At 67.6% G+C, this 18,413-nt stretch carries 21 protein-coding genes; 10 read left to right on the top strand and 11 right to left on the bottom strand.

Annotation, left to right across the window (positions count from 1 at the left end):
• Positions 1 to 36 precede the first annotated feature (36 nt).
• From ACKN61_RS04445 to ACKN61_RS04435, 3 genes are all read left to right on the top strand, one after another.
• Entirely contained in the window at positions 37 to 717 is a 681-nt protein-coding gene (locus ACKN61_RS04445) for an SIR2 family NAD-dependent protein deacylase (protein ID WP_408952485.1), read from the top strand.
• Between the two features lie 119 nt (positions 718 to 836).
• Positions 837 to 1,346, top strand: a complete 510-nt coding sequence (locus ACKN61_RS04440; protein WP_408952484.1) for an SRPBCC family protein — start codon at positions 837 to 839, stop codon at positions 1,344 to 1,346.
• On the top strand, positions 1,346 to 2,191 hold the full coding sequence (locus ACKN61_RS04435) for a sterol desaturase family protein (protein WP_408952483.1): 846 nt from the start codon (positions 1,346 to 1,348) through the stop codon (positions 2,189 to 2,191). The genes ACKN61_RS04440 and ACKN61_RS04435 overlap by 1 nt, the downstream gene beginning before the upstream one ends.
• A 33-nt stretch (positions 2,192 to 2,224) precedes the next feature.
• On the opposite strand, the gene ACKN61_RS04430 is transcribed toward ACKN61_RS04435, so the two are convergent.
• The 3 genes from ACKN61_RS04430 to ACKN61_RS04420 all read right to left on the bottom strand — a co-directional run bounded on the left by ACKN61_RS04430 (position 2,225) and on the right by ACKN61_RS04420 (position 5,033).
• Positions 2,225 to 2,665, bottom strand: a complete 441-nt coding sequence (locus ACKN61_RS04430; protein ID WP_408952482.1) for a hypothetical protein — start codon at positions 2,663 to 2,665, stop codon at positions 2,225 to 2,227.
• Positions 2,666 to 2,886: 221 nt separating this feature from the next.
• Positions 2,887 to 3,504: a glutathione S-transferase family protein gene (locus ACKN61_RS04425; protein ID WP_408952481.1), complete on the bottom strand. Its 618-nt coding sequence runs from the start codon at positions 3,502 to 3,504 to the stop codon at positions 2,887 to 2,889.
• A gap of 110 nt (positions 3,505 to 3,614) precedes the next feature.
• A complete protein-coding gene (locus ACKN61_RS04420; RefSeq protein WP_408952480.1) occupies positions 3,615 to 5,033 on the bottom strand; it encodes a M20/M25/M40 family metallo-hydrolase in 1,419 nt (472 codons plus the stop codon).
• Positions 5,034 to 5,148: 115 nt separating this feature from the next.
• Here ACKN61_RS04420 and ACKN61_RS04415 point away from each other — a divergent pair, with 115 nt between their 5' ends.
• Together ACKN61_RS04415 and ACKN61_RS04410 are read left to right on the top strand one after the other, a co-directional pair.
• Positions 5,149 to 5,625: an Lrp/AsnC family transcriptional regulator gene (locus tag ACKN61_RS04415; RefSeq protein ID WP_408952479.1), complete on the top strand. Its 477-nt coding sequence runs from the start codon at positions 5,149 to 5,151 to the stop codon at positions 5,623 to 5,625.
• A gap of 126 nt (positions 5,626 to 5,751) precedes the next feature.
• Entirely contained in the window at positions 5,752 to 6,801 is a 1,050-nt protein-coding gene (locus ACKN61_RS04410; RefSeq protein ID WP_408952478.1) for a pyridoxal-phosphate dependent enzyme, read from the top strand.
• Positions 6,802 to 6,821: 20 nt separating this feature from the next.
• Here the strand turns inward: ACKN61_RS04410 and ACKN61_RS04405 are convergent, their stop codons facing one another.
• Complete coding sequence (locus tag ACKN61_RS04405) at positions 6,822 to 7,712, bottom strand: LysR substrate-binding domain-containing protein (RefSeq protein ID WP_408952477.1); 891 nt, start codon at positions 7,710 to 7,712, stop codon at positions 6,822 to 6,824.
• A 119-nt stretch (positions 7,713 to 7,831) separates the two neighbouring features.
• Between ACKN61_RS04405 and ACKN61_RS04400 the strand changes: the two genes are divergently transcribed.
• Entirely contained in the window at positions 7,832 to 8,536 is a 705-nt protein-coding gene (locus ACKN61_RS04400; RefSeq protein ID WP_408952476.1) for a glutathione S-transferase family protein, read from the top strand.
• 363 nt (positions 8,537 to 8,899) lie between these two features.
• On the opposite strand, the gene ACKN61_RS04395 is transcribed toward ACKN61_RS04400, so the two are convergent.
• Together ACKN61_RS04395 and ACKN61_RS04390 are read right to left on the bottom strand one after the other, a co-directional pair.
• Positions 8,900 to 10,048, bottom strand: a complete 1,149-nt coding sequence (locus ACKN61_RS04395) for a fatty acid desaturase family protein (protein ID WP_408952475.1) — start codon at positions 10,046 to 10,048, stop codon at positions 8,900 to 8,902.
• Between the two features lie 7 nt (positions 10,049 to 10,055).
• Positions 10,056 to 11,162 (bottom strand): ferredoxin reductase, encoded by a 1,107-nt coding sequence (locus ACKN61_RS04390; protein WP_408952474.1) that lies wholly within the window; start codon positions 11,160 to 11,162, stop codon positions 10,056 to 10,058.
• Between the two features lie 97 nt (positions 11,163 to 11,259).
• Between ACKN61_RS04390 and fabR the strand changes: the two genes are divergently transcribed.
• Entirely contained in the window at positions 11,260 to 11,928 is a 669-nt protein-coding gene (gene fabR, locus ACKN61_RS04385) for an HTH-type transcriptional repressor FabR (RefSeq protein WP_408952473.1), read from the top strand.
• Positions 11,929 to 12,032: 104 nt separating this feature from the next.
• Here the strand turns inward: fabR and ACKN61_RS04380 are convergent, their stop codons facing one another.
• The gene (locus tag ACKN61_RS04380) at positions 12,033 to 12,518 is read right to left on the bottom strand and encodes a hypothetical protein (protein WP_408952472.1); all 486 of its coding nucleotides are present in this window, start codon (positions 12,516 to 12,518) and stop codon (positions 12,033 to 12,035) included.
• A 266-nt stretch (positions 12,519 to 12,784) separates the two neighbouring features.
• Here ACKN61_RS04380 and ACKN61_RS04375 point away from each other — a divergent pair, with 266 nt between their 5' ends.
• Genes ACKN61_RS04375 through ACKN61_RS04365 form a run of 3 tightly spaced genes read left to right on the top strand, consistent with a single transcriptional unit; the run spans position 12,785 to position 14,300 of the window.
• Positions 12,785 to 13,474, top strand: coding sequence for a glutathione S-transferase family protein (locus tag ACKN61_RS04375; protein WP_408952471.1), 690 nt, complete (start codon positions 12,785 to 12,787; stop codon positions 13,472 to 13,474).
• Entirely contained in the window at positions 13,471 to 13,830 is a 360-nt protein-coding gene (locus tag ACKN61_RS04370) for an ArsR/SmtB family transcription factor (RefSeq protein ID WP_408952470.1), read from the top strand. Before ACKN61_RS04375 ends, ACKN61_RS04370 begins: the two co-directional genes overlap by 4 nt.
• Complete coding sequence (locus tag ACKN61_RS04365; RefSeq protein ID WP_408952469.1) at positions 13,827 to 14,300, top strand: SRPBCC family protein; 474 nt, start codon at positions 13,827 to 13,829, stop codon at positions 14,298 to 14,300. Before ACKN61_RS04370 ends, ACKN61_RS04365 begins: the two co-directional genes overlap by 4 nt.
• A 4-nt stretch (positions 14,301 to 14,304) precedes the next feature.
• Here the strand turns inward: ACKN61_RS04365 and ACKN61_RS04360 are convergent, their stop codons facing one another.
• The 4 genes from ACKN61_RS04360 to ACKN61_RS04345 form a co-directional block, all read right to left on the bottom strand.
• Complete coding sequence (locus tag ACKN61_RS04360; protein ID WP_408952468.1) at positions 14,305 to 15,291, bottom strand: cyclase family protein; 987 nt, start codon at positions 15,289 to 15,291, stop codon at positions 14,305 to 14,307.
• 161 nt (positions 15,292 to 15,452) lie between these two features.
• Positions 15,453 to 16,358, bottom strand: a complete 906-nt coding sequence (locus tag ACKN61_RS04355) for a LysR family transcriptional regulator (RefSeq protein WP_408952467.1) — start codon at positions 16,356 to 16,358, stop codon at positions 15,453 to 15,455.
• A 148-nt stretch (positions 16,359 to 16,506) separates the two neighbouring features.
• Positions 16,507 to 17,157, bottom strand: a complete 651-nt coding sequence (locus ACKN61_RS04350) for an energy transducer TonB (protein WP_408952466.1) — start codon at positions 17,155 to 17,157, stop codon at positions 16,507 to 16,509.
• Between the two features lie 234 nt (positions 17,158 to 17,391).
• Positions 17,392 to 18,390 (bottom strand): hypothetical protein, encoded by a 999-nt coding sequence (locus tag ACKN61_RS04345; RefSeq protein WP_408952465.1) that lies wholly within the window; start codon positions 18,388 to 18,390, stop codon positions 17,392 to 17,394.
• Between the last annotated feature and the right edge of the window lie 23 nt (positions 18,391 to 18,413).

Below are 18,413 nucleotides of genomic sequence, written 5' to 3'. Positions count from 1 at the left end.
CAACGGATTCATCGTGTCGACCGAGCGGACACCGTCGTGAAAGACAAGATCGTCGTCTTCACCGGCGCCGGCGTCAGCGCCGAGAGCGGGCTCAAGACCTTCCGCGACATGGGCGGGCTCTGGCACGAGTACCGCCTCGAAGACGTCGCCTCGCCGCAGGCCTGGCAACGCGATCCGGCCACCGTGCTGCGCTTCTACAACGAGCGCCGCAAGGGCGTACTCGCGGCGCGGCCGAACGCCGCCCACTTGGCCATCGCCCGGCTCGAAGAGAAGTACGAGGTCGTGGTGATCACCCAGAACATCGACGATCTGCACGAACGCGCCGGTTCGTCGGCGGTGATCCACGTGCACGGCGAAATTCTCAAGGCGCGCAATACCGTCGCGCCGGAACGGATCTATCCGCTGAAGCGCCCGCTGATCGAACTCGGCGACCTGTGCGAACGCGGCAGCCAGTTGCGCCCCGACGTGGTCTGGTTCGGCGAGGCCGTACGCCACATGGACGAGGCCGAGGCGCATTTCTCGACCGCGGCCAAGGTGCTGGCGATCGGCACCTCGTTGAGCGTCTACCCGGCCGCCGGCCTGGTCGCGTATGCCCCGTTCTCGGCCGAGCGCTGCTTCGTCTCGCCCGAGCTGCAGGAGGTGCCGCGCGGCTATCGCTTCCTGCAAGGCACGGCGACCGCGGTGGTGCCGCCGCTGGTCGAGGAATGGCTGCGCTGAGCGCGAGTCGATAACCGGCAAACTGGATCCCGGCCCCGGCCGGCAGGGAATCGCGACCGTCCACGCAGAACCTGCGCCGGCGTATGGATTCGTCGCGCGCGACCTTCTAGACTCGCTGAATGCGCGTCTCCCTACTCGCCGAACGCAGCATCTCCGCCACGCCCGAGGCGGTATTCGCCTTGGCCCTGGACCCTGAGCGCTTCCCGGCCCTGTTCGGAGGCTACGGCCCGATTCCCGGCCTGCGCCGCATCACTCCGCTGGCGCCGCCCGCGGTCGGCAGCATGCGCACGCTCGAGAACCAGGACGGCTCGCGCCTGATGGAGCGCATCACCGTATTCGATCCGCCGCGCCGACACGCCTATACCTTGAGCGGGTTCCGCGGGCCGCTGGCCTGGCTCGCGCGCGAAGGCCACGCCGACTGGACCTTCGCCGCCGAATCGATCGAGCGCTCGCCAGGCACGCCGACCTCCACGCGGGTGCTTTGGCGCTACGACTTCGAGCTGACCAACGCCCTGGCCTGGCCGTTCGCCTGGCCCTTGCTGCGCGGCTTCATGCAGGTGGCGATGCGGCAATGCCTGGAACGCATGGCCGAGGCCCTGGAAGCCGCCTGGCGACGGGAGCGCGATTGATGCAAGAGTGGATACTGCTGGCGATGGCGCCGGTCTTCCTGCTGCTGATCGGCGTCGAGGCCTGGTACTGGCGCAAGCGCCGGCCGGAGCAATACAGCCTGCGCGATACCCTCTCGAACGCGGCGCTGGTGCTGATGCACCAGGCCAGCGACGCCATCGCCTGGCTGCTGGTGATCGGCCTGTATTACGCCGTCTACGCCCACCGCCTGTTCGAACTGCCGCCGGCATCGTGGTGGACCATCGCCGGCTTGTTCGTCGCCCAGGATTTTTTCTATTACTGGTTCCACCGCAGCAGCCATCGCGTGCGCTGGCTGTGGGCCTCGCACGTCACCCACCATTCTTCCGAACGGCTGAACCTGTCGACTGCGTTCCGGCAAAGCCTGACCTATCCGATTTCGGGCATGTGGCTGTTCTGGCTGCCCTTGGCCTGGATCGGTTTCGAGCCCCGCCATATCGTCGCGGTGGTCGCGATCAACCTGGGCTTCCAGTTCTTCGTCCACACCCAGGCGGTCGGCAAGCTCGGCTGGTTCGAGAAGATCTTCAACACGCCCTCGCATCACCGCGTCCACCATGCGCGCAACCCGCAGTACATCGACCGCAATTACGCCGGTGTGCTGATCGTCTGGGACAAGCTGTTCGGCACCTACACCGAAGAAGACGCGGACGTGCCCTGCGAGTACGGCATCGTCGGTCAGGTGCGCGGGCACAACCCGATCCGGCTGACGTTCCACGAATGGATCGCGATGTTCGGCGACGCCTGGCGCGCGCGCGGTCTGCGCGGTGTGGTCGGACAGTTGTTCGGGCCGCCGGAACGGGCGCTGTCGCATACGCAACCGCGCGACTGACGGCGCCCTGTCGTCCGACTCCGGCGGCGACGCTCAACGGCCGCCGGGCGAAAGTCCGAAATAGGCATAGGCCGCCGACACCGCCAGACCGAGCCAGGCCTGGCCGTGGGTGGTCAGCACCGGCAGCCCCTTCGGGTGGTACAGCCCGACCATGAAGGCGGTCAGCCCCGCGCCGATCCACACCAGCACGAACGCCACCGAGACGATGGTGACCGTGCGCACCGCGCCGACCGAAGCGCCGGAATCGAGCACGCGGGCCCCGGGCGCCTCGCCCGGCTTGGCGATCGCGAGCTCGGCGATGACCAGCGCCGACACCAGGCCGCCGATCACCGAAAAGGCCTGGGCCATGCCGTCGTTGAACACCGTGCAGTTGGGGGCGCCGCCGCAGTTCACCACCTCCACCGCCACGGTGATGAGGTGGACGTAGACGCCGAGCAGGATCACCGAAATCAGGCCGCCGAAGATCTTGTGCACGATTCCACTCCTGGTCGGACGCCGCGATGCTGCGGCCGGGTCGGCAGGAAAGAACCTGCGCAGGGCGGGCGCCCGGCACGGCATTGCGCGATGTCTCGGCGGACCTGTCCGGCCGCCTGCATCCGCATTCCCCTGTCCGGCGCGACGACCGCCGCGCCTACCTGATCGAACGCAGTCGCGGCGCAGCGCAGGCCACCGTGCTTCGCAATGGCGGCTGGTGCTCAGTCGTGGGTTTCGCCGGACAAAGGCGTGGCGCGCATCGAGGCGCGCTGCTCGAACGCATCGAACCAGGCGACCAGACGCGGGCGTCCCTCGCGGAAGTCCGGCAACTCGCGGAATTCGAGCCAGCTCAGCGCGGTGGCGACGGCGATGTGGCCGACGTGGACCGGCGCATCGACGTCCAGCTCCTGTTCCAGCCAGTCGTAGCTCTCGATCAGTTTTCCGGTATAGCCGTCGCGCAAGGCCGGGTAGCGCAAAGCTTGCGGACGGCGCACGGTTTCCCAGCGCACCTTGATGCCGGCATCGGCCAGGCCCTGCGCGACCGCCTGCAAGCGCAGCGCATGCCAGCGCGCCTCGCCCTGCGCGGGAATCAGCGGCCGGCCCTCGTGCAGGGTGTCGAGATAGGCGCAGATGATGTCGGAATCGAAGATCGCCGGCTCGCCGGCGCGGATCAGCACCGGTACTTTGCCGAGCGGGTTCTGCGCATACACCGCTTCGTTGCGCAGGGTCGGGCTGGTCTCGTGGTGCACGACCTCGATGCGCCCGGCCAGGCCGGCTTCGTATGCGAACACGAGGGCCTTGCGCGCGTACGGCGAGTGAGTCTGATAGAGCAGTTGCATACGGGGGCCTTTACGGGATGACGAGGTGAGTGAAAGACAGCGTGCACGAAAGACAACGTGCACGGATCGGCTTGGCGCCGTTACGCCGCAAACGCTGCGCAAGCTGGCGGTTAGCGCGGCTCACCGGCATCGTGCAGCAGTTGCGCCACCACCGCGGTGATGCGGCGCGCGCTCGGCAGGTGCAGGAATTCGTTGGGTCCGTGTGCGTTGGATTGCGGCCCGAGCACGCCGGTGACGACGAACTGCACCTGCGGGTAACGCTCGCCCAGCATGGCCAGGAACGGAATGCCGCCGCCACCGCCGATCAGGGCGCTGGGCCGGCCGAAGGCAAGTTGCGAGGCGCGCTCCAGGCTGGCTTCGAGCCAGGGCGAGACCGCGGGCGCATGCCAGCCCGGGCTGGTGAAATCGATCGCGAACGAGACCTCGCTGCGATACGGCGGGTCGGCTTCCAGCAAGGTTGTCAGGCGTCGTCCTGCAGCCACCGGATCCAACGTCGGCGGCAGACGCAGGCTGAGCTTGAGCGCGGTGAACGGCTGCATCACCGCCGCGGCCTGGGCCACGGCCGGCAGGCCATCAAGACCGGTGATCGCCAGTTGCGCGCGCCAGGCACGGTTGAGAGCGAGTTCGGCTGGCAACTCGCTGACCGCCCGGGTGTCGCGATGGAACGGAAAGCCCTCGACCAGTCCCTCGCCCAAGGCCGCCGCCGCGGTCTCGGCCTGGGCACGGCGCGCCGGCGGAATCTCGGCCTGGAACTCAGCGATGACCTCGCCGCTGTCGGCGTCTTCGAGCCGCGACAACAAATGCCGTGCAATGCGGAAACTCGACGGCACGATGCCGGAGGCGTCGCCGGAATGCACGCCGTCGTCGAGCACGCGCACGCTCAGGGTGCCGGCGACCTGGCCGCGCAAGGAAGTCGTCGTCCACAACTGCTCGTAGTTGCCGCAGCCTGCGTCCAAAGCGACGATCAGCCCCGGTACGCCCAGGCGCGGCGCGAGATGCTCGATGTACGCCGGCAGATCGATGCTGCTGGATTCCTCGCTGGCTTCGATCAGGATCATGCAGCGCGGATGCGCCAGCCCTTGCTCGCGCAAACCGAGCACGGCGGCGATCGCCGCGAACATCGCATAGCCGTCGTCGGCGCCGCCGCGGCCATACAGGCGATCGCCTTCGAGGCTCGGCGCCCAGGCGCTGCGGCCCATCGCCCAGCCCGCCATCGGCGGCTGTTTGTCGAGATGGCCGTAGATCAACACCGGCGCGCCGGCGCTGCCGACCGCCGGCAGGTCGATGAAGATCAGCGGCGTACGCCCGGGCAGGCGCAGCGCTTCCACGCTCGCGCCCGCCACCTCGCGCAGGCGCTCGCGCGCCCAGCCCGTCATCAACTCGACCGCGCGCTGCATATGGCCGTTCGCGTCCCAGCCGGGGTCGAATGCCGGCGACTCGCAGGGAATCGCGATGTACTCGCACAAGGCCGGCAGGATCTCGGCCGGCCAGATACGATCGACGAACAGCTGCAGCTTCGGGAAATCCATGACGTCGCCTCGGGATGAGGCGAAAATGCTAGCGGCGCGGCCGCGCGCTTTCGCCGCGATCGGCCACTGCCGCTTGCGGTTTTTCGGCGGACTCGCCCACTAGGATGCCCGGACCATGAAACTCGACCGCTTCGACCGCCAATTGCTCAACCTGGTCCAGGAGGACGCCGGCCAGACCGCCGAGCAACTCGCCGAACAGGTCGCGCTGTCGCCGTCGGCGATCCAGCGCCGCCTGCGGCGCATGCGCGAGCAGGGCGTGATCGTGCGCCAGGCGGCGGTGGTCGACCCCAGGCAAGTCGGCAAACCGACTTTCTTCATCGTCGCCTTGCAGGTCGAACGCGAGCGCCCGGAACTATTGGCGCAGCTGCGTCGTTGGCTGGCTGGCGAGGAACAGGTGCAGCAGGTCTTCTACGTCACCGGCGAGGCCGATTTCGTGCTGGTGGTGACCGCACCCGACACCGAAAGCTACGACGCGCTGATGATCCGCATGGTCGGCGAGAACCCCAACATCAAGCGTTTCACCACCAATGTCGCCTTGAGCCTGGTCAAGCGCGGCCTGACGATTCCGGTCGCGCTCGACGACGAGGAATGAAGGCACGCCCCGGCTGAGCGCCGACGCGCCCGTTTTCGCCGCGCACCGATGCGCATGCGCGGTTTAGCCGCAAACATCGCCCCGATTCGCGGCGCACGCTCGCGCGGCCGCCGCCACACTGGCGCCATGACCACCCCCTGGCTGATCGACCCGGCGCAACTGTGGCCGGACTACCACCCGACCCGCTTGCTGGAACTGCCGGCGCTCGCGCGCCGCTGCGGCGTCGCCCATGTTTTCGCCAAGGCCGAGAACGAACGCCCGCTCGGCAACTTCAAGTCGCTCGGCGGCATGACCGCCGGCTTGCGCGCGCTCGCCCGCGCTACCGGCGCCGAATCGCTGGATGCCTTGCAGCGGCACTGCCGGCAGGCCCCCGCGCCGATGAAATTGATATGCGCGAGCGACGGCAATCACGGCCTCGCCGTCGCCGCGGCCGCGCAACGCGTCGGTGCCCGCGCCAGGATCTATCTGCCCACCGCAGTGGACGAACGCCGCGCCGCGCGCATCGAAGCGCTCGGCGGCGAGGTCGTCCGCGTAGACGGCAGCTATGACGATGCCGTGCTCTTCGCGGCAACCGCAGCCGGGCGTGGCGAGGGCGTGTTGATCGCCGATACCAGTGGCGATGCCGACGACGCCGTCGTCGCCGACGTCATGCACGGTTACGGCCTGCTGACGCGCGAGCTCGCCGGGCAGTGGCCCGACCACGCCGGCGGGCCGCCGAGCCACGCCTTCGTCCAGGCCGGCGTCGGCGGTTTGGCCGCGGCAATGGCCGACGGCCTGCAGACACAGTTGCGTGCCTCGGTCCGCATCGTGGTCGTCGAACCCGACTCGGCCGCATGCGTGACACGTGCATTGGAAGCCGGCATGCCGGTGGCTGTCGATGGCGACCTGCACACCGCCGCCGAGATGCTGTCGTGCGGGCTCGCCTCCGCGCCGGCACTGGCGGTGTTGCTGCGTCACGGTGCACGCGGTTTGAGCGTCGACGAGGCGATGTTGCGCGATGCCGTCGCTGCCCTGCTCGAGGCCGGCGGCCCGGACAGCACCGCATCCGGTGCCGCGGGACTCGCCGGCCTGTTGCGCGCCTCGGCCGACCCCACGCTGCGCGCGGCCCATGCGCTCGATGGCGACAGCCGGGTGCTGTTGGTGATCAGCGAAGGCGACGCCGCGCTTCGCGACTGACGCCGCCGATGCGGGATCGATCAAACTTTCAGGCAATCGATCAGGAACTCGACCGTCGCCCGCACCCCGGGCAGTTGCCCGCGCCGATGCGGCATCACCAAGGTCGTGGTGACGCGCCCGGCGATCCACTCCGGCAGCACCCGCACCAGCCGACCGCTGTCGATCTCGGCGCGGCACATCCGCTCCGGCAAACAGGTGATGCCGAGCCCGGCCACCGCCGCGGTCGACAGCACCCGGCTCTCGTTCGCGGTCATGCGCGCGATCGGCGCGACCTGGACGCTGTCGCCGTCGCCATTCGACAGATTCCACATCGTGGCCGACGACTGCCCGGTCGACAGCGCATCGTGGGCAACCAATTCCTGCGGCGTCGCAGGCCAACCGCGCTCGGCCAGATACGACGGCGCGGCGACCAACACGATCGATTCGACCAGGGCCTGGCGCTGGATCAGGCCCGAGTCCGGCAAGGGCGCGAAGTGACTGCGCACGGCGATGTCGTAACCCTCTTGCACCAGGTCGACGAAACGGTCGGTGACGTCGAGCTGCACGTGCAGGCGCGGATAGGCGCGTGCGAGCGCGGGCAAATGCGGCGCCAGATAGTCTTGCGCGGTCGGCACGCCGGCGGTGATGCGCACCTTGCCGCTGGGCTCGGCGACGCGGCTGCGCACGACCTCTTCCGCCGCTTCGGTCTCGATCAAGGCCGCATGCGCATGCTCGTGAAACGCGCGGCCGGTTTCGGTGAGGGTGAAGCTGCGCGAAGTGCGATGGATCAGGCGCACGCCGAGTTCGTCTTCAAGCGCGGCGACGCGCTTGCTGACCGTCGACTTGGGCACACCGAGCCGGCGCGAGGCCGCGGCAAAGCCGCCGTGCTCGACCGCGGCGGCGAACAGGACCAGATCGTTGAGATTCAGCATGCCGGCAAAGTACACATATATAGACTTTGCGTCCACTTTTGACCGACTACACAGCCAAAGTCCACATCAATACAGTGAGCTCACCCGCAAGACGGGCCCACCCCTCACTGGAGAAACTCATGTCCCCGATCCTTTATTACGGCGTTCCGTCCGGCTGCTCGTTCGGCTCCATCGTCGCCCTCGAATGGTCCGGCCTGCCTTATCGCCTGGTCCGCGTCGAAATGCCCGAGATGATCCACACCGACGCCTACCGCGCGATCAACCCGGTCGGCGAGACGCCCTCGCTGATGAGCGCGAACGGCGACGTGGTCGTCGAGAGCATGGCGATCCTCAACCACATCGGCGCCCGCGCCGTCGCCAGCGGCATCGCCTTCGAGCAGGGCAGCCGCGAGTTCGACGAGCTCAACCGTATGCTCGCCTTCCTCAACACCACTTTCTTCAATGCCTTCAGCTCGCTGTGGCATGTGCTGGAACACGAAGTAGACCCGGCCACCAAGGCCGCGCTGACCGAGTACGGCCGCGCCAAGGTCGAGCGCGCGCATGCCGAACTGGAAAAGATGCTGGGCGACAAGCCCTGGCTGCTCGGCGAACAGCGCACCTTGGCCGACGCCTACTTCATCGGCATCGCGCGCTGGACCAAGTACCACGCCGTCGTCGACCGCAGTGACTACCCCAACCTGCAGCGCCTGTACGACAAGCTCGAAGCCGACCCGGCGGTGATCTTCGCCCATGCCATCGAAGACCAACGCCCGGCAACGAGCAGCGGCGGTTTCGAGGGCGAGATCGGCCTGGAAGCGGCAGCCGGGTTGAAGCGCGCGGCTTGATGCGATGGATGGATTGGCGGCAACGGCGGCAGCGCCGTTGCCGCTGTTTCGGAGTGCAGAGCAAATCCCCCTGCCCGCCTTTTTCAAAGGGGGGGGCGACCTCGGTGGATCGCGTGGCCGTGAGGAATCGACCTCGGTGGCAGCAGGCCCTAAAGGGCGCGGTGGCCAGGCCAGGCAGCAAGCGCACCGACCCACTCACCGCGCTCATGCCGTAGCCCCCTTTTAGAAGGGGGCGGCGACCGCACAGCGGGCGCGGGGGATTTGCTGTTGCTGTTGCTGTTGCTGTCGTTGCTGTTGCTGTCGTTGCGGTTCCCGCGGCCATGGCCGCAGCAAACAAACCCGCGTCGACCGACAGCCGCAGCCTCAAGCCTGCGCTTCGGCCCGCACCAGCGATCTGCGGCCGCGCGGGCGGCTCGGCCAGGCGTGGCGCAGGATGCGCCAGACCACTTCGCCGAACTGGCGCGGCAGCGAGCCGGTGTCGTAATGCTGGCCGTAACGGCCGCAGATATCGCGCACTTCCACCGCGATCGCGGCGTAGCGCCAGGCCGGGATGTCGGGATAGAAATGGTGCTCGATCTGATGGCTGAGGTTGCCGGTCATCAGGTCCATCCACTTGCCGCCGCTGAGGTTCGAGGAACCGCGCAGCTGGCGCAGATACCAATGGCCGCGCGATTCGTTGCGCACCGATTCCTTCGGGAACACTTCCGCGTCGTGGGTGAAATGCCCGCAGAAGATCACCGTATAGGTCCACAGGTTGCGCATGACGTTGGCGACCACGTTGCCGAGCAGCACCGGCAGGAAGAACGGGCCGGCCAGCAGCGGAAACAACACGTAGTCCTTGAGCATCTGCTTGCCCATCTTGCGGCCGACCGGCACGAACTTGCGCCACATCGCCTTGTGCTTGGTCTTGCCGGTCAGCCAGCGGCCCAGGCGCAGATCCTGTATCGCCACGCCCCACTCGAACAGCAGCGCGAACACCACGGCGATGAACGGTTGGACGAGATAGAACGGCCGCCAGCGTTGCTCGGGGAACAGACGCAGCAGGCCGTAGCCGATGTCGTCGTCCATGCCGCGCACGTTGGTCCAGGTGTGGTGCTGGTAGTTGTGGGTCCTGCGCCAGTTGTCGCCGGTGGCGACGATGTCCCACTCGTAGGTCTTGCCGTCCAGGTGCGGGTCGCGCATCCAGTCGTACTGGCCGTGCATGACGTTGTGGCCGACTTCCATGTTCTCGAGGATTTTCGACAGGCCCAGCAGCAAGGTGCCGAGGATCCACGCCGGCACCATCATCCAGGTCACGAACGCGCCGCCGAGCGCCAGGCCCAGGGCACCGACGTAGAGCAGCAGGCGGCCGAGCAGGCCGGTGTAGCGCACCGAGGCGACGACGCGGCGGATGTAGGCGGCGTCGACGCCGCCGATCTGGGCGACGGTGCGCGCGCGCAGCGCGTCGAGCTCTTCGCCGAAGCGGTCGAGTTCCTGCGGGGTCAGCGCGCGATTGCGGAAAGTACGGGTCATGGACGGATCACAGATCGAGGACGAGGTCGCTGTCGGCGCTGTTCACGCACAAGCGCAGCGCGGAAACCGGCTCGTCTTGGACGTCGCCGGTATGCAGATGACGGGTGCTGCCTGAGCTCTTGCCGCAGGAGCAGGTGTTGCACAGGCCCATGCGGCAGCCGGACGCGAGCTTGAGGCCTTCGGCTTCGAGCGCGGTCAGCAGCGATTGGCCGCGCGGCAGTTGCAGGGTGCGGCCGCTGCGCGCCAGGGTGACTTGGACGGTGCCGCTTTCGTCGAGCGTGCGCGGCGGCGGGGTAAAGGCTTCGGCGGCGAACGAGCGCGCCTGGGTCTGCGACAGCGCGCGTGCGCTGTCGACGAAACCGCCGGGGCCGCAGGCATAGACCTGGCGCGAGGCCAGATCGGGTACGAATCCGGACAACAAGGCTGCATCGATGCGGCCCGCGGCTTCGTCCGCATGCAGCGGCTCCTGCCGGGTCAGCAAGAAGCGCACGCGGAAGCCGGGATGCGCTGCAGCAATCGCGCGCAACTCGTCGACGAAACACAGCTCTTCGCGACGGCGCGCCCAATACAGCACGGTCAGTTCGGCCGGCATGCCCTTCGCCGCCAGCTCGCGCACCATCGACATCAAGGGGGTGATGCCGCTGCCGGCGGCGAGGAACAACCATGCGCCGTCGACGCGCTCGGGCAAGGTCATCTCGCCGAAGGCGGCGCCGATTTCGAGGACGTCGCCGACCTGCGCGTGGTCGTGCAGGTAACGGCTGAGCTTGCCGCCTTCGATCGCCTTGACCGTGATCGCGATGCGGCCGTCGGCGCGATGCGCCTGCGCCGCGCTGTAGCTGCGCGAGACCAGGGCGCCGTCGATGCGCGCACCGATCATCAAATGCTGGCCGGGCCGGCAGCCGGCCCAGTGCCGGTTCGGCGCCAGCAGCAGGGTCACCGCGTCGGCCGAAGCCGGCTCGCGGGCGACGATGCGCGCCAGCGGGCGCTCCCAGCTCCAGGTCGGATGGAAGCGGGAGGCCCAGAAATCAAAGACTTGCGGCGCCACCAGCGGCGCGATCAGGCGCTTGAGGCGACTGTGCGGGCGGGCGCGGGAGGGACGAAGAGCAGCGTTCATGGCGGCACTATACACATATGAGCACAGATGTGTGCACAACCGTATATTAATTCCGTGCCGGGAGTATCATGTTCGCCATCGTCCTGGTGCCAGCCCCGTGAGCCAACGCCTCCATTCAGACATAGATGTCGATTCGCATCCGGGCCGCAAGGCGACGATTTCGCGCGAGGACCTGATCGCCGCCGCGCTCAAACTCATCGGGCCGCACCGCAGCGTGTCGAGCCTGAGCCTACGCGAGGTCGCCCGCGAGGCCGGCATCGCGCCGAACAGCTTCTACCGCCAGTTCCGCGACACCGACGAACTCGCCGTGGCCCTGATCGACTTGGCCGGCCAGTCGCTGCGCAAGATCGTCGGCGAGGCGCGCCACCGCGCCGCGACCCGGCGCAGCATCGTGCGCAGTTCCATCGAGGCTTTCATGGAACAGTTACGCGCCGACGACAAATTGCTGCATGTGTTGTTGCGCGAGGGCACGGTCGGCTCGGACGCCTTCAAGCGCGCGGTCGACCGCGAGCTGTCGTTCTTCGAGGAAGAACTGCGCGTCGACCTGATCCGCCTGGCCGCGATCGACAAGATCACCCTGCACGAACCGGCCCTGGTCGCACGCTCGATCACTCGCCTGGTGTTCGCCATGGGCGCCACCGCGATGGACATGCCGCGCGAGAAAGACCACGAACTCATCGAACAGATGAGCACGATGGTGCGGATCATCCTGGCGGGGTCGCGGGCGATGGCGGCGGTGGGGAAAGCGGCGAACGTTGGGAACTAGCACTCTACGCAACGGTTTCGATGCAACGTTTCGTTGAATCGAACATCGCCGGCAGCCAGTCCCGGGCGCACTGCGAGTGCGTGATCGCCGGTTTCGATACGGTGCTACCGCGGGCCAGTTGCACCCTTCGGATCGCACGCGCCCGGGCTGCCTACCGACTCCAGCGCAGGCAACTTCAGTCTGGACACAAGCGCGTCGTACTCGGCAGCTGACAACGGCCCGGCTACGCTCGGCGTCGGATAGACGCCACTCGCGAACTCCTGTTTGCGTACGACGAAATAACGTTCGCCGGCATCTTGCGCACTTGGCTGCTGTCTCGCCCCGATGAATTGCGCACTGTCGGCGATCGCCGATACGCAGGCGTCGACGACCGAAACCGACGTGTCTGGATGAACCCGGTACGACAGCTTGCTGTTCGAAGGCTCGTCGATCCACAACACCGCATACGCACCGGACTCCCACTCCAGGCGTGAATCGAACGGACCGCAGCCGGCAACGGCGATTGCCGCAGCGCAAAGCGTCGCGACACGCCCTGTTGCGTTTGCGCACGCCTTCGACGGCTTGGAACCGCCTTCTGCGATGAGATCCATCGGTGGGTCCTTCCATTCGCCGATGGGCAATTGTCGGCCGGCCCTAAGGCGTCTTCGTGAGGTCAAAGCCGCCCAACACTAAGCCATCTTGGAAACAATTCTTGCCAAGGCCGAACATTCAGGTTAATACTTAGCCAATAGAGAAACCATACTCGTAGCCCGGGGGCCCTCTCCGCTTGCAGGAGAGGGTTGGGGTGAGGGCGTCCCCGAGCCGACCACCCAAGCCCCAACCACGATCAAGCCCAGGCAACGCCCAGGAAACCGCCATGTCCCTGACCCTGTATCAGCATCCCCTCGCGTCGTTCTGCCACAAGGTGCTGATCGCCTTGTATGAGAACGGCACGGCCTTCGAGACCCATCTGGTCGACCTCGGCACCCCCGACGCCAGGGCCGGGTTCTGCGAGCTGTGGCCGGTCGGCAAGATGCCGGTGCTGCGCGATGAGGCGCTCGACCGCACGGTGCCGGAAACCACGGTCATCATCGAATACCTGGATCAGCACTATCCCGGCGCGCGGCCGCTGCTGCCGCCCGGCCAGGACGAACGCCTCGACGTGCGGCTGTGGGACCGCTTCTTCGATCTGTACGTGCAGGTGCCGGTGCAGAAGATCGTCGTCGACCGCATCCGTCCGCCAGCTTCGCGCGATCCCTACGGCGTAGCCGAAGCCCAGGCCACGCTGGCGAACGCGTACGACATGCTCGAACAGCGCATGCGCGAGCGGACGTGGGCCTGCGGCGAGGACTTCAGCCTGGCCGATTGCGCGGCATCGCCGGCCCTGTTCTATGCGGGCATCGTCGCGCCGTTTCCGCCGGGCCACACCCACCTCGCCGCGTATTTCGAGCGACTGATGGCGCGGCCGTCGGTCCAGCGCACCATCGCAGAGGCGCGCCCTTACTTCCCTATGTTTCCGTTCGTGGATGCGATGCCTGCACGCTTCCTGCAAGGTGATGCGCCATGAACCCCAGGCCTGCCGTCGACCCGACGCGGCTCGACCGCATGTTCCATGCCCTCGCCGACGCCAGCCGGCGCGGCATGGTCGATCGCCTCAGCGAAGGCCCGGCTTCGGTGTCGGAACTCGCACGCCCACTGGCGATGGCGCTGCCGTCGGTGGTCAAGCACCTCGCGGTGCTCGAATCCGGCGGCATCGTGGTGTCGGAAAAAGTCGGGCGCGTTCGCACCTATCGCATCGCACCCGATGCGCTGGCCGACGTCGAAGCCTGGGTCGCCGCGCGCAAGGCGCAGTTGAACCGTCAGTTCGACGCCCTCGCCCGCTATTTGCTCGAAGACGAATCCGGCTCAGGAGATTTGCGATGAACCCACGCTCGACCATCCATACCCAGTTCGTCATCGAACGCGAATTCCCGGCGTCGCCGGCACGGACTTTCCGCGCCTGGTCCGACCCGCAAGCCAAACGCCGCTGGTTCGTCTGCCACGACGACATGGCCAACACCGGCTACGAACTCGACTTCCGCCCGGGCGGCAACGAACTCAACCGCGTCGTCACGCCGGCCGGCACCGTACATTTGTTCCAGGCGCGTTTCTTCGATGTCGTGCCCGACCAGCGCATCGTCTATGCCTACGACATGCACGTCGGCGAACGCCACCTGTCGATCTCGCTGGCGACGGTCGAGTTCGAAGCCGGCGGCGCCGGCACGCGCATGCGCTTCACCGAACAAGTGGTGTTCCTCGACGGCTACCAGGACCGCGAGGAACGCATCCGCGGCACCGAACTCGGACTCGACCGGCTCGCGCTGTTGCTGGACGAGCCGGCCGTCGCTCACTGAGCCCTCAGCGCAGCGGCAAGGCGATCGGCCGCAGCGGCGCGGCATCGCCGCCGCGGATCTTCAGCGGCCCGCCGATGAAGGCGAACTCGTAGACCTTATCGCGCGACAGCTCCTCCAGCGCGACCAGCTCCATGATCGGCACGCCGTGCTGGGCCAACATATAGGTATGCACCGGGATGTAGTCGCCGGCGACCTCGGAAGGAAACGTCTCCAGGCTGAGGTTGTCGGCGCCGACGATCATCGCTCCGCCGTCCTCGACCAGAAACTTGGCCGCATCCAGGCCCAGTCCGGGCGGGTTGGCCATGTAGCCGCTCGCGTCGCCGAAGCGCTGCATGCGCCCGGTGCGGATCAACACGATGTCGCCGCGCTGCAGGCGGACCTTCTGCTTGGCCAGCGTGTTCTGCAGGTCCTGGCGGGTGATGCGGTAGTTCTCCGGCAGCATCGGCAGCCCTTGCGCCGCGGCCACGTCGAGCAGCACGCCGCGCGCGATCAAGGGCGGGAATTTCTCGATGCCGGTCTTCTTCCAGCCGCGATCGCCCAGATGCTCGTCGGCGCGGAAGCCGTTCCAGATCTTGCCGTCCAGGCCGAAGTGGTTGAGCGCGTCGATGTGGGTGCCGCTGTGGCTGTACATCGAGAACGCAGCGCCGGTGTAACTGACCCTGTGGTTCATCTCGCGGCCCACGGCCATCGGGTCGTCGACCACGGTGCCGCGCGGGGTGTGGGTCATCCAGAACTGGTAGTGCGGGTCGCCCGCGGCCTGCCAGCTCGGCATGCCGATGTAGTAGTCGGTGGCCAGGTCATAGGCCTTGCGGCCGTCGACGCGCGACAGGATCGCCGCGCGCGACTCGGGCGTGATCAGGTTGAGCCGGCCGATCTCGTCGGCGGCCCCCCACGGGCTGGTGCCGACGCCTTCGGCGGCATGGACGGACAAGGCGGCGATCGCGCCGAGGGCCAACAGGCCCAGGCGCGGCAATAGGCTACGCAGTTTCATTTCGACTCCTGAGGCGCGCCGGCAACGCGGCCGACGCATGAAGGGGAAGCGCCGAAGCGCCGGCGCTCGGCGAGCGTGGGACGATTCGGAACAGGCGCCAGGATGCGCAAGCCGCCGCGGCGGAAACAGCGCCGCGGCGTTGCGACAGTTTTCGCTGCGGCTCAGGAATGCGCGGCGAGCGCGGCCGGCAGGCGTTCGGCGAGAAAGTCGACGAAGGCCCGCACCTTCGGCTGCAGGTGGCGCGAGGTCGGGTACACCGCGAACACCTGGCGCGGCGCGAACCGGTACTCGGGCAAAACCTCGACCAAGGCGCCGCTGGCCAACGCCGGCGCCGCCAGGAACGACGGCAAGGCGCCTATGCCGAGGCCGGCGACCAGCAGATCGCGCAACACCAGGCTGTTGCCGACCGTCGCCCGCGCCGGCCATTGCACCGACACCGGCCCCTGCGGCCCATGCAAGGGCCACAACCCCGGCGGCTCGGCCAGGCTGTAATGCAGCAGCGAATGCCGCTGCAGTTCGTCGGGCGACGCCAGCGGCGGATGCCGAGCCAGGTAGGACGGCGCCGCGCACAGCATCTGGCGGACCGAACCGAGTTGGCGCGCGATCAGCGATGAATCCTGCAACTGCGCGCGCAACCGGATCGACACGTCGAAGCCTTCGCCGACCGCGTCCAGCAATCGATCCTCCAGGGTCAGGTCCAGGCTCAACGCCGGATAACGCAGCAGGAACTCCGCCACCAGGGGCGACAGCGTGCTCAAGGCGAACGACACCGGCGCGTTGACCCGCAGGCGCCCGCCGACCTGTTGCGATTGCTGGCGCACCGAGGCCTCCAGCGCATCGAGCTCGTCGAGCAGCCGCACGCATTCGCGGAAGTAAGCCTGGCCGGTCTCGGTCAGACTCATGCGCCGCGTGGTGCGCTGGATCAACACCGCGCCCAGATGCGCTTCGAGCGTGCGCAACTGCTTGCTCAGCCCGGCCGGCGAGACGCCGAGATCCTCGGCCGCCTTGGCCAGCCCGCCGAGCTCGACGATGCGGCGGAACGAACGCATGAGGGTGAAGGCATCCATGAAGAGCGGCACTGAGAGCGGAGGACCCGCCATTGTCCGCTTGGAGCGCCTGCAGACAACCGGCGCGGCTGCAGCCGTCGCGCACGTCGATCGGGTTCTGCTCCGATAGCGCTGCCGTCGCGCGGCCTTGCTCCAACCGGGAGCAGCCTCAACCTTCGAGCACGAACTCGATCGGCACCCGGGTCAAGGCCTGCGCAGGCACCCCGCCGCGCGTCGCCGGCTCGAACAGCCAGCGCTTCATGACGACCTCGCGTGCGGCCAGGTCGAGCACTCGATGGCCGCTGCTGTGCACGATCGACACCGACAGCGCCTTGCCGTCGACCCCGACCAAGACTTCGACCTCGACCACGCCGCTGAGGCGGTTGCGTCGTGCCTGCAGCGGATAGGCCGGAGCGGGCGCGGCCAATATCCGCAACACCGTGTCGGCGAACTCGGGCATGCCGGCTGTCTCGGGCGTCATGACCCGACCGAACACATCCGGCACGATCGGATCCGCTGCCGGGACGGGGCTGACCGACGAACGGATCGCGCCCTGGGTCGTCATCAGTCTGCGTTCGCGCTCGCGCGCCTGCCCGCGCTGCCAGCCGAAACCGCAGCCGATGATGGGCGGGTCGAAACGCGGCATCGCAACGGTGACGATTTCATCGTCGCCGGGGCCTATCGCCGAACGCAGGGGATCGGTGACCGGCAAGGACAGCAACACCAACAAAGCCGCATGCACGGCGACGACACCGGCGATGACCACGGCCCGCGACAGGCTGAGCCCGGAACCGCCACGCAAGACGCCAGCACCTTCCATAAGCCGCCCCCTCGACTGCCGTGGTTGGGAAGGGCGATGCCGCTTCCACGCCGCCAAAATGCGCGCTTGCGGCCAGGCTTGCAACCACCCCGGATAGTCCGGACGAGGCCTTGTATTGGCGACCTATGCATCGCGACGGGACATGCCTGCCCCGTCGCGACGCCGGCCCAAACCGCGCCGCAACCGCCGCCGCTCTACAGGGGAGACCGGCGACGGCCACGGTGCGGCCCGAACTCACTCGACCTTGACCAGACCGCGCCAGGTGTTGCGGCCGCCGTGCATCACGTCGTCGCCGCTGCCGAACCACCAGCCGTTCCAGTTGAGGATGTCCTCGTCGTCCTGATGGACCCAGCCGCGCGCCAGCGCGTACTTGCTCGGCATCGACTGCGGGCCGAACACGCCATAGGCGAAGCCGAGTTTCGGGAAGCTCGACATGTGGCCGAGCCAGGACGAGGCGCCGCCGTCGAAGTGGCAGTAGCTGGTGAACCAGGTGTTGTAGACGCGGAAGTTCGGGAAGATCACGCCCGAGGAGCTGTTGGCGTTGCGCCAGATCTCGTTCTCCTGCACGCGGGTGTAGCGGCGCGCGCCCGAGGGGCAGAACACGCCCATGTTGAGCACCGCGTAATCGTGCTGGTTGCCGGTGCTCGGCAAGGGCCGGAACGACAGCGCGCGCACGGTGTCGACCTTGCAGAAGCGCCAGGTGGTGTTGCCGCCCGAAGACGTCGCGCCGATCCAGCCGCCGCGGCCATTGGCGTTGCGGCGGTCTTCGTCGTCCATGTGGATCTGCGACCAGGAATAGCCGCTCGGGCAGTAGTTGCTCTGCGGAATCACGCCGACGCTGAACAAGCGCGGCTCCAGCCAGCTCCACCAGCGCAGCAGGCCCTTGGCGGTGGTCTGGGCCGGGGCGTAAGGCACGAAGAACTCTTCGCCCTCCTTCTCTTCGATCACGCAGGCGCCGTCGAAGCCGAGCACCGCGCAATAGCTCAGCGCCACGCCCTCGCCTTCGGCTTCCATGAATTTCTCGACATCGACCTGGCCGCTGTCGGGATAGCGCCGATCCAGGTCTTCGAGGATCGAGGCGAACTTCTTCACCTGCGGCGGCGTCGGATCGGTGGCCGCGGCCAGCTCCCATTCTTCCTTGGGGCTTTCCTGTTCGGACTCTTCCGCCCAGGACGATAGCGGCAGGCCCACGACCAGGGCGCACAGCGCAGTGACCAGCACTTTCTTGTTCATGACATTCCTTTGAGTTGATGGCG

Source organism: Lysobacter sp. Hz25, from assembly GCF_046097045.1.
GTDB classification, from domain to species: domain Bacteria; phylum Pseudomonadota; class Gammaproteobacteria; order Xanthomonadales; family Xanthomonadaceae; genus Lysobacter; species Lysobacter antibioticus_B.
This window is presented reverse-complemented; position numbering and strand designations above follow the sequence as displayed.